Genomic DNA, 13,370 nt, shown 5'->3' with positions numbered 1-13,370 from the left:
TACCGAAACCCCGACAACTACAAATCGCGTATCCTCTTGAGAAGTGCAGCCCGGATAGCCGCATGAGCAATCATCTCAGCAGACCATTCCCCGGGAACCTTGAAGAGCCATCAACGCCGGACCGTCCTGGTCCGCTGAGGTCCTCGACGCCACCCCCTCCGGAGCTTGGTCTCCATCCTTGCCGGTCAGCAGCCAGACTTCGACCAATGGAAGTGGGAGCCCGACGCTTTGTTCCGGCGCTACTCCAGGCCCGGCCGGCGGATGCGTGACAGCGCGCCGCTGTTAACGAAATGATCCCGCCGAACTTCTGATAGGAATGACACTGTGCAAAGCCCTGGCGATCCCCTCTTCGACATTAACAGCCGGCCCTCCAACGCTGACCTCAAGTTCTCCATGGGGTTTCAACTAGCCCTGTTCGTTGGCCTTGGAGGCGTGGCCCCCTTGTTCATCCTGCACTGGGCCGGGGTACGTCAATGGGCATTGATCGGCATTCCGTTGTTGTGCGCGGCGGCGTCGGTGTGGCAGCTCCTGCGATTCCTCAAGCAACGCGGCATAGAGACAAAGGCAAATTACGTGGCCCACGGCGGCAACCCTGCTGGTACGAGTGATCTCCTGTTCGGTCAGGTGTCTTACGAAATCACACCTGACGGCCGTTGGAAGTGGCCTGAACAGAGCTACGGCGGCGAGTAAGCACGCCGGCAGTCCGTACACATGATGTGCATGACGTCCCTCGACACGATCCTCGGCACCGCCAGGATCGACCCCACCGACCTGACCGCCACTCGAACCGGACTCCAGCCTCCGCTAGCTGTGCGCAGATCCTGCGTGAAAACGCGTACCGTCAGTCCGAAGCCGACACCGTTGGAGATCGCTACTACTACCTCCTCGCTGTTGGGCTGGCCGGCGGATTCGTGTGCTGGATTGTAGGTCATGACGTTCCCTGTGCGGCGCCGGGCCGGCCGCGCCGGTATGCTTCCCCCAGCATCATTCGAAAGAAATTCATTGGGGAAACCATGTCCGGGAATCACAACACCTCACTCACACACCGCGTCTGGACCTGGCTTCTCGTCCTTGGCCCCTTGGCAGCCGGCGCCGGCATCTTTCTCGGATCCCAGAAGGTCGGCAATATGTGCGGAAGCGTCTTCCGGGCGGACAACTTCACAGCGGCCTACTATGACTCCCTTGGCGGCGCCGGCGCCGAAGCCGCCTGCAACCAGTCCATCGCCGCGGCGGCAGTTCCTACCTGGATTCTCATTGTTCTCGGCATCATCCTGGTTCTGGCAGCCGTCATCATCCGGACTCTCGGCAACGATGGGCCGATTGCCGTCACAGGGTCCAGTAGTCCGTGGCGGCGCCGTCCGCGGCGTCCAGGCCCTCCGTGACGCCGGCGACCGGGTTCCCCCTCAGACCCCAGTAACCGTCAGCACTTGACCAAATCAGACCGGCAGCAAGGTGCCCGCGGTGCCGTTCCTCTGACGCGGCGCGCTTGAGGAGCTGGCGCAAGTGTTCCCGGTCCTCGGCCGGGGCAGGTGCAACCGGGCGGCGCGCCGCCTGCAGTAGGACGTGGAGGGCGGCGGGACGGCACCGGTCGCCTCAAAGGTCCGGATCATGGACCGTTCGGCGACAACAGTGCGGGCCACCAGGGAAGGTCCCCGGTGAAGGCGGCCAGACGGGCAGCACGAGCCCCGAGCCGTCGGCGTTGTCGACCATCCGGCCGGTGATGCCGTGGATGGCGAAGTTGTGGTGGCCGAAGTTCTGCCGACCGGGAGGGGGGAAGACGCAATGCGCATGCGTCTTCCCCAGAATCCCGTCGCGGACCGGGACCAGGCCCATCTGGCAGCCGAAGGAATGCTGAAAGTAGGCACTCCCGAAGTCGATCGCGACGAAGCCCGGTCCGTGGACCACAGGCCCGCATGATCCGCTCCGGATCAGCTGCCATGTCATGCCGTTCCCCCGCAACCCTGCATGAACAGGTATCAGCGCGGAAATCCTGGAACGGCCGCAACCCTGGGTCGATCCAAAGAATTATCAGCAAGTCATGTCGTACGCGGCCCTGGCCACCATGAAGTGGTGAACGCGAAAAACCCAACGGTAAGGACGAACGAGGATGAACACCCAGAAGAGAGCCCACAGAGCGGTACCCAGTCCGCCGTAGACAGCCGCTGCCCTACACAACCGAAAAGGCCTTCCGGGACCCCACACACCCGGAACACCAGATCAGAGGCGAGAGTGTGCACACTGTCCACACGAAGAAACACCAAAAAAGGCTCCTGAACAGTGAAAACACTGCGCCCGAGGTGGGACTCGAACCGGGTTCCAGCCCTTGCAAACACTGGGCTCCCCCGGAAACGTGCCGAATATGGGCCAGTCCGGCACCGGTACGACCCGGTCCGGGACCCAAAGTGTGGACACTGTCCACACCCCCAGCTCTCCCCACCAGAGGCCTCCCCCAAACAGCCGCACCCCGCATCGACAGGGTGCGGCGCTTCTTTAACCTGCAAACTCGATCCTGCAGGAAAAGATCAACCGCAGCTTCGACCGGGTCCTGCCAGCGCCCGGTGCGCAGTCCCGGGCACGCCGCACGGCATGCTCAGCCTCTAGACTCTCCATCACGACGTCACCACCCTTCAAACCATTCATGATCCGACCGGCCGACCGCTGCATGACCCGGCTGCAACCCTGCAGACGCTGACCGCGGACTAACAGAGCCAAACGAAACAACGGCCGTAATGTACGCCTTGGAGGGCCGGACAGCTCAGGCGAGGCTTCGTCGGCATGAGCCGGCAAGCCCGCGGGCGCACCCTGGTTCTGCAGGGAGAGTAATCGCGTCAGCGGCCGCCCTCTGGTCTGCGCACGAACGGGGCTTTCCCCAGGGCTGTCCGTTCAACATGTTCAACCAGCTGCACATCGACCCGGACGGGAGTGACCCCGGCTGTGGTGAGCGCGCCGGCTACTGCGGCGCGGACTCCTTCCGTGGAGGCTCCGGGAGCGAGGCCCACCATGAGGACCCGCAGCCCGTAGGTCTCGTGGATGATCTGCCACCCCGCAGCGGCGGCTTGGTCGAGAATGTGGTGGAACACAATCGGGTGGACATTTACCTTCCCTGCCTTCCCTGGCAATTGCAGGACGTCTTCGATGCGCCCTTCGATGTCCTCCAGAGTGGTGAAGCAACGCCCGCAGGGGCATCCCCGTCCGTCCAGTCTCACGGTGTCGGACATTTCGTAGCGGATCAGCGGCAGCGTGCGGGAGAACAGGACCGTGACGAGGAGCTTTGCCCCGGTCGTCCCCGGGGGTACGGGGTGGTCGGCCTGGTCCACGGGTTCGATGATCAGCAGGTCCTCGTAGACATGGCGGTTCCGGTAGGTGCAGGGTGAGGCTATCCCGGCCGTTTCGGTGGCGGCGTAAACATCGAAGGGAGCGCTTTCCCATGCCGTCTCCAGTTCCGATGCGGTGTGTGGGCTGAGCACTTCGGAGGCGGACATCACGCCCTGCGGGGCGATGTGCAGCCGGCCGGCCCGTTGCTCTGCCGCCAGTGGTTTCAGTGCTGAGGCGTAGCCGATGAGGATTCGGGGCTGGAACCGGTTGAGCGCGGCGACCGTCTCGTCCATGGGCGCCGAGACGTCCAGGCGGAGGGTGGGGACGAATCCGGAGCGCAGCGATGCACCGACGACGGCGGACTGGTGTGTGGGGACGAGGGAGCTCACCAATGCCATTTTCAGGGGACGGGTCAGGCCGGCGGAGATCCCGGCCCAGTCGTTGGCGCGGGCGTAGGAGGCCAGGATCGTGCCCCATTCGGAGCGGTTCCAGATGAAGGTCCCGCGCCGGCCGGTGGTGCCGGCCGTCGCCGCAGCCCACCACCGGCCCTTCCACGGCCGCCCGGGGTCTCCCCCGCTCTGCGTCAGGGACCGCAGATGGTTCTCCAGATCCGCCAGCCTAAGGTCCGGCGTGGTGACGGCCTCGTCGAAGTGGTCCATCAGGTCCGCTTTCGTCACGGGAGGCAGCTGGTCCAGAGGGGCATCGTACAGGCCGGCGTGATGGCGCCGGTAGAACTCGGAGCCGGCGTAGGTTGCGCGGCGCAGCTCCCGCAGGGCTTGGTCCTGGTGGGCTGTGATTTGGGCTGCGTCCCAGTGGTCCCGCCTCCGCCATGCGGCCCGCAGGAACAGCACACGGAAGATGAGGCGGAGGTCCACGGCGCTGGTGGTCTAGCGGTTACCGGCCGGGGCCAGGGGCCGGTCAGCATGGGCGGTGGTGGCCCCGGGTGTTTCCGGCCGGGGCAGCCGGAGTCTCTTGAGCAGCAGGGCGTTGACGGCAACCAGGAAGCTGGACCCGGACATCGAGAGGGCCGCGATCTCGGGGCTGAGGACAAAGCCGGCGAAGGCGAAGACCCCTGCTGCGATGGGCAGCGCTATCGCGTTGTACCCCACGGCCCAGCCCAGGTTCTGGCGCATCTTGCGCAGGGTGCCTTTGCCGATCCGCAGGGCGATGGGAACATCCAGCGGGTCCGAGCGCATCAGGACGACGTCGGCCGTTTCGATGGCCACATCGGTGCCGGCGCCGATCGCGATGCCGAGGTCGGCCTGGGCCAGGGCCGGGGCGTCGTTGACGCCGTCGCCGACCATGGCGACTTTCTTCCCCGCCTGTTGAAGCTGGGCCACCTTCGCCGATTTGTCTCCTGGCAGCACCTCGGCGATGACGGTGTCGATGCCCAGCTGGCCGGCGATCCTCCGGGCGGTCGCTTCGTTGTCTCCGGTGAGCATGACGACCTCGATCCCGGCCTCGTGCAGGGCCGCGACTGCCGCGGCCGCGGTTTCCCTCGCGGCGTCGGCCAACGCAATCACCGCGGCGGCCTTGCCGTCGACGGCGACGAGGACGGCGGTCCGTCCGGTGTCGGCGAGTTCATCGCGAACCGCGGCCAGCGGGCCCAGGTCGATGCCTTCGTTGGCCATAAGTCTGCGGTTGCCGACCAGCACCCGGCGCCCGTCCACGGTAGCGCCGGCCCCGTGACCGGGAACGTTGAGGAAATCCGAGGCAGCCAGGACGGGTGCGCCGTGTTCGCGAGCGTGCCGGACCACAGCCGCAGCGAGCGGGTGTTCGGATTCCCGCTCCACCGCGGCGACCAGGGCCAGGAGTTCGTTTTCGCCGATTCCTTCCACCACGACGTCGGTGACTTCCGGTTCGCCCTTAGTCAGGGTGCCGGTTTTGTCCATCACGACGGTGTCGATCCGGGCGGAGACTTCCAGGGCGGTGGCGTTCTTGAACAGGACGCCGCGTTTGGCGCCGAGGCCGGTGCCGACCATGATGGCCGTCGGCGTGGCGAGTCCCAGTGCGTCGGGGCAGGTGATCACGACAACGGTGATCGCGAACAGCAGGGCCGTCTGGACTCCGGCGCCGAGGGCGAGCCAGGCCGCGAACGTCAGGGTTCCACCGATCAGGGCGACCAGGACCAGCCAGAACGCGGCCCTGTCGGCCAGCCGCTGGCCGGGTGCCTTGGAGTTCTGGGCTTCCTGGACGAGGGCCACTATCTGCGCGAGGGCCGTGTCGGCGCCGACTTTGGTGGCCCGGACCCGCATCGTGCCGGTGGTGTTGATGGATGCGCCGATGACGTCCGAGCCGATGGTCTTGGTCACCGGAAGGCTCTCGCCCGTGACCATGGACTCATCGACCTCCGACTGGCCGTCCTCGACCTCCCCGTCAACCGGGATTTTCGATCCCGGCCGGATCAGCAGCAGGTCCCCGGCCTGTACCTCGGAGGTGGGAATCTCGGCCGCCTCGCCGTCGCGAATGACAACCGCGACCGGCGGGGCAAGCTCGAGCAGGGTGCGGATGGCCTCGTTTGCCCCGCCGCGTGCGCGCATCTCGAACCAATGGCCCAGCAGCACGAAGGAGGTCAGGACGGTGGCGGCTTCGTAGAACACTTCACCGCCGCCGGTGAAAGTGACCCAGACGCTGTAAAGCCATCCGGTGCCCACGGCGATCGCGACCAGGACCATCATGTCCAAGGTGCGGGCTTTGAGGGCCCGGTAGGCGCCGTCGAAGAAGATCCAGGCCGAGTAGAAAATGACCGGAAGGGACAGGATCAGGGCCATGACGTCATCCCGAAGCCCGAACGGGGTCGGCGCGGTGAAGCCGAACATGTCCCGGCCCATCGGGGACCAGAGCGTCACGCCTACTGACAGGATGGCTGCGACCAGGAACCGGTTGCGCATGTCCTTGACCATGTCATCCATCGACATTCCGCCGTGGTGTCCGCCGTGGCCCATCATGTCCTGCGGGGTCCGGGGCAGCGCACTGTGCGGGCCCGGGCCGTGGCCGGCATGGCTGTCCGTTGCAGGCTGGGCATGCCCGGGGTGGGGTTCCGCCGTTTCCGGCGCATGACCGGGGTACATGGTCTGGTGATCAGGCTCCGGCCGGTGCACAGGCTCCGTCGGTAGCGCGGTCCCGGCGGGGTGGACGTGCCCGGACGGCTGGCCGGCGCCGGCCTTGCCGGCGGCGCCATGCCCCGCCGCCGAGGTGCGCCCCGTTTCTTCCATCGGATAGCAGACGTGGTCGGGGACCGCTTCCCCCCGGCAGTGGTATCCGCAGTCCCGGATCCACCCGGAGATCTGCTGCACGGAGGTCACGGACGGGTCAAAGCTCACGGTCGCGGTCTGGGCGACCGGGTTCGCGTCAACGGCGGCGACTCCGGGCCGCTGCAGCAGGACGTGTTCCACGACAGCTTTTGAGGTGGCCCATTGCAGGCCGCGGACTTCCACAACGGTGCGTTTCAGAAGCGTGGTCACCGCTCCTCCTTCTACGCCGGTGCTGCCCGGCAGGACGGCCGGATCACCAGGCAGGCTGCGATTGTTGGCCGGTGCCGGTTGGTGATCGGGTACGGGATTGGGGTTGGAAGGCAAAGTGCGTCCTTTGGAAAATGAGGTAATCCGGGGAGAGCGGCGGGCTCTGTCCACCCGTAGCTGGACCTTCATTGCGTAAAGGCTTTCGCCCGGGACGTCGTTTTTCGGTTAAGCCGAACATATACCCCCAAGGGGTATGCGTCAACACCTCCGCCTGACATGGCGGCGGAAGACGTTCGGTGCCCCTGGCGCCCTATCTGGATTTAACCCCAAACGCGTTACTGCCTCCCGTACTGCCTCCTGACGGCGCCCAGGCGCACGAGTGCCCTTGCGGTTGGTTCACTATCCATCCGCCCGGCCTGCCGCATCAGAGTCTTTGGCCCCCTTGCCCCTCCGAGGATAGGGATATCAGGATGGCACCATTGACTCTTGCGACTTATACCCCTGGGGGGTATCATACGATTGTTGTCAGTGACGTGGTTTGTCCGGCCCCAGGCCGCTACAGCCGTTCAACCACAACAGCCCCTTTTGACCCTCGCTTTGAAGGAAAACTGACATGTGCGGAACAACCGAAACACGAGCCCAACTCCCTCTGGTCTCCACTGCGGAGCACGGCTGCAGCTGCTGCGCCCCCGCGGCCGAAACGCAGGCTGCGGCTCCGGCCCCCGGAACGTCGGAGGCTCAGGCGTCCGGCGGGCAATACGCCTTGGACGGGCTGACCTGCGGGCACTGCGTCCAAACCGTCGAAAAGGCCGTGTCCCGGGTATCCGGGGTCCAGTCAGCGGCCGTAGACCTGGTCCCGGGCGGCACGTCGGGCCTCAGTGTCACCGGCACCGCAAACCAGGAGGCGCTGACTGAGGCCGTGCGCTCCTGCGGCTACGTCCTGACCGGCGCGAGGTAGCGTTTCCGCGCGGCTCCGGCGAAAGGCCATAACTCCCGGGTGTTCAGTGGCCTCCGGTGTGCTCGCCGGTGTGGACCGTGGTGGGCACCGGGCCCGGAGTCACGTCGCCTCCGGTGCCGCTGATTGCCGGGCCGATGACAAACGCTGACACGGAGAACATTACGGCGAAAACCAACAGTCCCAGCGCCGGCGCGATCCAGCTTCCGAACCGACGGTTGAGGCGGACCAGCATGGGAATGGATGCCAGAATTCCGAGTGCGCCGAACAGTGCGGTGCCGCCGGATCCGGCCACCAGTGCGGTTCCGGCGAGCAGTCCGATGTGGTGCAGGACGTGTGGAAGTAGGCCCATGAATAGGCCCACCGCCCCGACCACCGTGTGCCACAGCGCGTGGAGTCTGCCCCGGACGGTCCGCCCCGGAGCCGTACCGCCGCCGGGGTCGGCCACCGGATGCAAGTCGGAGGAGTGGTCACCGGTCACGGCCGCTGCTTTCGCCGGACGGAGACGAACCGTCCACGCCGGCCACGATACTGAGTGCACCGTTGCCGCCCATGAGCGCCGCCCTCCGCCAAGTCCGCAATGCTGCCCTTAGTGTGGTCCCCCAGGGTTTTACCCGCAAGATCGAACGTCCAGACCACGCGCATCAGCCGGCGACAGAAACAAAGTCCCTTACGTGATCGTTATACCGGCTACCGGCCCTGCCGCAGGGCCGGTAGCCTTGAAACAGGAAGCCCGCCACAGGAAAGGAGGACCGTCATGACCGCACCGGCACACGCCCCCGCGATTGCGTTCCTTCGCCGTGCGGGCCTGTTTACCGCTGTCCTGGCCCTCATCGCCGGGATCTTCGGCATGCACGTCATGACCGCCACCCATGCCATGCACTCCCCCGCCACAGCGGCAGCAACCATCAGCGCCCAGCACGGCTCATCCCCGGCCGGCCACGCGGGAGAACATCCTCCCGGACCATTCTCTGCCCCGGAGATGCCCGCAGCACAGGACCAAGCGGGTGCCCGGACCGTGCAGTGCACGGACTCGACCCACTGCACCAGCACGCAGTCCATGACTGCGCCCTGCACCCCGGCGCCGAAGAAAGGCTCTCTGGCCGCACCGCTGCCAGGCACCGGAATCATCGCCCGGAACACCAACGCAGGGACCCAGCGCGCTAGTAGCACGCTGTGGTCCTATCTTCCCGGCAGCCCATCACCAGACGAGCTCTGCATCAGCCGAACGTAAAACAGGGCCCGCGCTGTGACCTGACCGGCGCCCGTCCCTGCCTGGCTCTCATCCTCTGAGCCGGGCGCATCACTGATGCACACACCCCCTGGCACCCACGCGCCCCCCAATGTCTTGAAGGACCTAAACCGCCATGAACAACACGAAGATTCTGACCCTTTCCGCGACCGCCATCGCTGCGGCACTCGCCCTCGCCGGCTGCTCAACCGGCCCCTCCGCACCGTCGCCCACCTCCAGCAGCCCCACTTCCTCCAGCAGTCCGGCATCCTCCGCCAGCTCGATGCCGGGAATGGGCCAGGGCCCCGGGATGATGTCCAGCAGTGCACCGGCCGCCACTGCCGAACACAACGCAGCCGACACCATCTTCGCCCAGAGAATGATCCCGCACCACGAACAGGCCGTGGAGATGAGCGAGACGATACTCCAGAAGAATGACATCCCCTCATCGGTCACCGACCTGGCCACACGGATCAAAGCAGCCCAGGCACCGGAAATCGAAACGATGACCAATTGGCTCAAGACCTGGAACGAATCCCCGACCATGGGCGCCGGCCACAACAAGGACGGCATGATGGGCGCGGACGACATGAAGGCGCTCGAGGCCGCCCAAGGCACCGAAGCAGCCAAACTCTTCCTGACGCAGATGATCGCACACCACCAAGGCGCCGTCAGGATGGCCCAGACCGAAACCTCCCAGGGCCAGAACGCCGACGCGATCCAACTCAGCAAAGACATCGTGACCGCCCAGGACGCCGAAATCAAGGAAATGCAGGCCCTTCTGGCCACCCTCTGACCGGTGCCCCGATGCGCCGGCCCCTCCCGGGCCGGCGCCCAACCCCGCCCTGCATACCCCCCTGAATCCCTGGAGCCCCCATGCCCAATCCCTCCCGCCCCCGCGTCCGCGTCCGCGCCACAGCTGTTCTGGCAGCCGGCGCCGGCCTCATCCTTGCCCTGTCCGCATGCAGCCCGCCCTCCGTCCCGGCGGGCCGCTCCCCCGCAGGCAGCACCGCCAGCCCCCTGCCGGACGCCCACGTTCACGGGCTGAGCGTCAGCAGCACAACCGGCCAGGTGCTCCTGGCCACCCACGATGGCCTGTTCGACATCACGACACAACCCGCTGCCAAAATCGGCCCCACCAATGACCTGATGGGTTTCACCGGCGGCACCGACCACGGCGTCCTCTACGCTTCCGGACACCCCGGAGAGGGCTCCGACCTGGCCAACCCGCTCGGGCTGATCAGATCCACCGACGCCGGTAAAACCTGGGAAAAGCTCTCCCGCCAGGGCGAATCCGACTTCCACGCACTCACCGCGACCAAATCCGGAATCGTCGGCTTCGACGGCGCCCTGCGCACCAGCCCAGACGGGAAAACCTGGACCACGGCCGCCGCTGACTTCGTCCCGGCCGCCCTCGCCGGAAACCCCACCAGCGACACTGTCCTGGCAACCACCCCACAAGGGATCCGCCGCTCAACGGACGGCGGTAAGACCTGGAACACCGTGGACTCCGCACCCGTAGTCCAGCACGCCGCTTTCGCCAGCCCCGCCGAGGCGGTCGGAGTTGAACCCAACGGGACCGTCCACGTCTCGGCAGACGCCGGCGCGACCTGGACCCAAAAAGGCAAAATCCAGGACACAGTACAGGCTGTGGCGGCAGTCACGGGCGCGGAGGCAAACCCAACCATCTGGGCCGCCACGGCCAGCGGGCTCGTCGTCTCCACCGACGGCGGAGTCACGTTCCGGCCCGCCGACGCCGCCTGACCACACGAGCACTGCAGGATCTGCGCCGAGGCCTGCTGCCGACCGTTGGGGTGCGCAGAAAACCGGCCCGAGTGGACCGGGACCTCGGACTCTACCTGTCAGCCGAGGCCGCGCGAAGAGTCGGAAGTAACTTTGGAAACGAAAGGCATAAATCATGATGTGGGGTTACGGACAAGGCATGGGATGGATGTGGCTCTGGGCTCTTCTGCTGCTCATTGGGATCGCGCTGCTGGTGTTGCTGGCGGTGAGAGTCTTTGGCGGCGGCGTCCGTAATGGATACGGACCTCCGGGGCCAGGCGGGCCGCCGCCTGTCGGAGGGAGCAGGGCCCGCCAGATCCTCGATGAGCGCTTTGCGAGAGGAGAGCTCACCGCGGACCAGTACCGCGAGCAACTCAAAGCGCTCGGTGAGGGCCCGTAGTGCAGCCCATCAGTCGCCGACAGGCGGTGTTGCTGGGCGGGCTCGGCATTGCGGGGACTGCGGCTGGCGGTGCCGGGCTGATCTGGACCCTGTCGTCGCGGAAGTCTCCCGTTGCGGGAGGCGAACTGACCCAGCCTCCGGAGGAACGGAGCACCAACGGCCAGCTGCAAGTGCGGCTCGAAGCCGCGCCCGGACAGATTCTGCTGGCAGGCCGTCAGGCCGCGGCCCTTGGCTACAACGGCGGCATCCCCGGCCCCACGCTTCGCGTACGCGCCGGCGATGTCCTGAAGATCGGGCTCGTCAACAAGCTGGCCCAGACCACCAACCTGCACGTGCACGGCCTCCACGTTTCCCCCGAGGGCAACGGGGACAACGTCTTCGTCTCGGTGGACCCCGGCGGCACGTTCGACTACGAATACAAACTTCCCGCGGACCATCCGCCCGGCGTGTACTGGTATCACCCCCACCACCACGGCATGGTCGCCGATCAGATATTCGCCGGGCTCTTCGGGGCAATCATCGTCGAGGACCCTGAACCCATCGAGGCAAGTGCGGAACGGGTACTGGTCATTTCGGACACCACCCTGGACGGCCTGGGGAACATCCCGGAAGTCCCTCAGATGGAACGGATAATGGGCCGGGAGGGTGAACTGATCCTGGTCAACGGTCAAAGCAACCCGCAATTCAGTGCCCGCCCAGGACAACGCGAACGGTGGCGCATCATCAACACGTGCGTGTCCCGCTACCTCCGTCTACGGCTCGACGGACAGCAGTTGCAGCTCCTCGGCATGGACTCCGGCCGCTTCCCGACGCCCGAGAGTGTGGATGAACTTCTCCTGACGCCCGGAAACCGGGCGGACCTTCTCGTAACCACAACAACCGGAGACTCCGTGCTGCGCGCGCTCTACCAGAACCGGGGAAGCATGCCAGGAATGATGGGACCGGGATCGGGCGCACGCAACCCTCCAGATCAGCCGGACGGCGCCGCACTGGCCACCCTTCGCGTGGCCGGCGATTCGGTCGCAGCCCTGGCGGCCGTGCCGGCCCAGACGGGGCTGGGAGACCTGCGGTCCGCGGCCGTCGCGGCCCGCCGGCAGATCGTCCTGGGCGCCGGCATGGGCATGGGCATGGGCATGGGCATGATGCGTTTCACTATCAACGGCAGGGAGTTCAACGAGGCCAGGACAGATACAACGGTCGCGGCCGGGAATGTGGAGGAATGGACGTTGACCAACACCAGTCCCATGGACCACCCCTTTCACCTGCACGTCTGGCCGATGCAAATCATCGAGGAAAACGGCCAAGGGACGAACAAGGCCATTTGGATGGACGTAGTGAACGTACCCGCCAACGGGCGTGTGAAAGTCAGGGTGGCTTTCAAGGACTTCCGCGGCCGCTCGGCCTACCACTGCCACATCCTGGACCACGAAGACCTCGGCATGATGGGCGCTATCGAAGTCCGGTAAGAAGCGTGGAGTGACGACCCAGGCACATGCAGCGCCGTATTCAGTGTCGTCCGGGGCTATCCGGTCGGAGCCGGATGGCACCCCCGGCCACACCCCTGGCAGCGATAGGAAGGCCAAGACCCAAGGACATGCAATTTCCAACGCTGCATCACTCTCCCGCAGCACGAGCAGGTGGCGGAGTTAGAGTCCACTCTTCCTGAGAGCCTCCGTTAGCTGGTCAATCGTGGGCAGGCCGGCATAGCCATTGGGCGTCCTGTAGATACGGCAGGCCAAATCGCTGGCGGATGCTCCATCCGGGAAAACATCAGATCCGTTGACAGTGATCGTCGGTGAACCCGCAAATCCGGTGCCCTCAATATCTGTCACGGACTCTAGAAGGCGCATGTGAACTTCGACATCGGTACGACCCAGGGCGGTCAGAGCTGCTTCAAGTCGCTCGTAAGCTCTGACCGAATTGGGACACTCATCAATATGGAGCAGTTCTAGTCTCATGAATGTATTGTCCCGCCCGGCTGCGTGATGCGGTAAGGACAGGCAGAGTTGCACTACTCGCTTCGCTGCCGCAACGGCGCGTCGTCGTTCTTGCAAACGAAGGAATTCGGGAGGGAATCGAACTGAGAAAAGGACCTGAACCAGGCGGATCAGGTGGATGTACAGGGCCAGCATGGCCGCTGCAGTGGCGCCGCAGAGGATCAGAAGAATGACGGACTCGGAAGTGAAATCACTGCGGCCGGAGAGCCCCACAGCCAGGGAATCAACC

General features: G+C 65.6%; 13 protein-coding genes. 8 read left to right on the top strand and 5 right to left on the bottom strand.

Translation table 11 applies throughout. From position 1 onward, the window contains the following. Positions 1-324 precede the first annotated feature (324 nt). Together ACZYX4_RS16195 and ACZYX4_RS16190 are read left to right on the top strand one after the other, a co-directional pair. The gene (locus ACZYX4_RS16195; protein ID WP_463877745.1) at positions 325-690 is read left to right on the top strand and encodes a hypothetical protein; all 366 of its coding nucleotides are present in this window, start codon (positions 325-327) and stop codon (positions 688-690) included. Between the two features lie 323 nt (positions 691-1,013). Continuing rightward, positions 1,014-1,382, top strand: coding sequence for a hypothetical protein (locus ACZYX4_RS16190; protein ID WP_463877742.1), 369 nt, complete (start codon positions 1,014-1,016; stop codon positions 1,380-1,382). A 211-nt stretch (positions 1,383-1,593) separates the two neighbouring features. On the opposite strand, the gene ACZYX4_RS16185 is transcribed toward ACZYX4_RS16190, so the two are convergent. From ACZYX4_RS16185 to ACZYX4_RS16175, 3 genes are all read right to left on the bottom strand, one after another. Next, positions 1,594-1,944: a 3'-5' exonuclease family protein gene (locus ACZYX4_RS16185; RefSeq protein WP_463877740.1), complete on the bottom strand. Its 351-nt coding sequence runs from the start codon at positions 1,942-1,944 to the stop codon at positions 1,594-1,596. Positions 1,945-2,828: 884 nt separating this feature from the next. Then, complete coding sequence (locus ACZYX4_RS16180; protein ID WP_463877737.1) at positions 2,829-4,190, bottom strand: phenylacetate--CoA ligase family protein; 1,362 nt, start codon at positions 4,188-4,190, stop codon at positions 2,829-2,831. A gap of 12 nt (positions 4,191-4,202) precedes the next feature. Continuing rightward, positions 4,203-6,779, bottom strand: coding sequence for a heavy metal translocating P-type ATPase (locus tag ACZYX4_RS16175; protein ID WP_463877734.1), 2,577 nt, complete (start codon positions 6,777-6,779; stop codon positions 4,203-4,205). A 610-nt stretch (positions 6,780-7,389) separates the two neighbouring features. Here ACZYX4_RS16175 and ACZYX4_RS16170 point away from each other — a divergent pair. Continuing rightward, positions 7,390-7,734 carry a heavy-metal-associated domain-containing protein gene (locus ACZYX4_RS16170; protein ID WP_463877731.1) on the top strand — a complete coding sequence of 115 codons (345 nt, stop codon included), beginning with the start codon at positions 7,390-7,392 and terminating at the stop codon, positions 7,732-7,734. A 43-nt stretch (positions 7,735-7,777) separates the two neighbouring features. Here the strand turns inward: ACZYX4_RS16170 and ACZYX4_RS16165 are convergent, their stop codons facing one another. Beyond that, on the bottom strand, positions 7,778-8,212 hold the full coding sequence (locus ACZYX4_RS16165) for a hypothetical protein (RefSeq protein WP_463877729.1): 435 nt from the start codon (positions 8,210-8,212) through the stop codon (positions 7,778-7,780). A 276-nt stretch (positions 8,213-8,488) separates the two neighbouring features. On the opposite strand from ACZYX4_RS16165, the gene ACZYX4_RS16160 reads away from it, so the two are divergent. The 5 genes from ACZYX4_RS16160 to ACZYX4_RS16140 all read left to right on the top strand — a co-directional run bounded on the left by ACZYX4_RS16160 (position 8,489) and on the right by ACZYX4_RS16140 (position 12,610). Beyond that, entirely contained in the window at positions 8,489-8,965 is a 477-nt protein-coding gene (locus ACZYX4_RS16160) for a hypothetical protein (protein WP_463877727.1), read from the top strand. A 133-nt stretch (positions 8,966-9,098) separates the two neighbouring features. Continuing rightward, positions 9,099-9,758: a DUF305 domain-containing protein gene (locus ACZYX4_RS16155; RefSeq protein WP_463877725.1), complete on the top strand. Its 660-nt coding sequence runs from the start codon at positions 9,099-9,101 to the stop codon at positions 9,756-9,758. A gap of 80 nt (positions 9,759-9,838) precedes the next feature. After that, positions 9,839-10,726, top strand: coding sequence for a F510_1955 family glycosylhydrolase (locus tag ACZYX4_RS16150; RefSeq protein ID WP_463877724.1), 888 nt, complete (start codon positions 9,839-9,841; stop codon positions 10,724-10,726). A gap of 154 nt (positions 10,727-10,880) precedes the next feature. Next, entirely contained in the window at positions 10,881-11,144 is a 264-nt protein-coding gene (locus ACZYX4_RS16145; RefSeq protein WP_463877721.1) for an SHOCT domain-containing protein, read from the top strand. Then, positions 11,144-12,610 carry a multicopper oxidase family protein gene (locus tag ACZYX4_RS16140; RefSeq protein WP_463877718.1) on the top strand — a complete coding sequence of 489 codons (1,467 nt, stop codon included), beginning with the start codon at positions 11,144-11,146 and terminating at the stop codon, positions 12,608-12,610. The genes ACZYX4_RS16145 and ACZYX4_RS16140 overlap by 1 nt, the downstream gene beginning before the upstream one ends. Before the next feature lie 180 nt (positions 12,611-12,790). Here the strand turns inward: ACZYX4_RS16140 and ACZYX4_RS16135 are convergent, their stop codons facing one another. Further along, positions 12,791-13,354 carry a hypothetical protein gene (locus ACZYX4_RS16135; RefSeq protein WP_463877716.1) on the bottom strand — a complete coding sequence of 188 codons (564 nt, stop codon included), beginning with the start codon at positions 13,352-13,354 and terminating at the stop codon, positions 12,791-12,793. Positions 13,355-13,370 lie beyond the last annotated feature (16 nt).

The sequence above is a fragment of the Pseudarthrobacter leeuwenhoeki genome, assembly GCF_055412885.1.
This window is presented reverse-complemented; position numbering and strand designations above follow the sequence as displayed.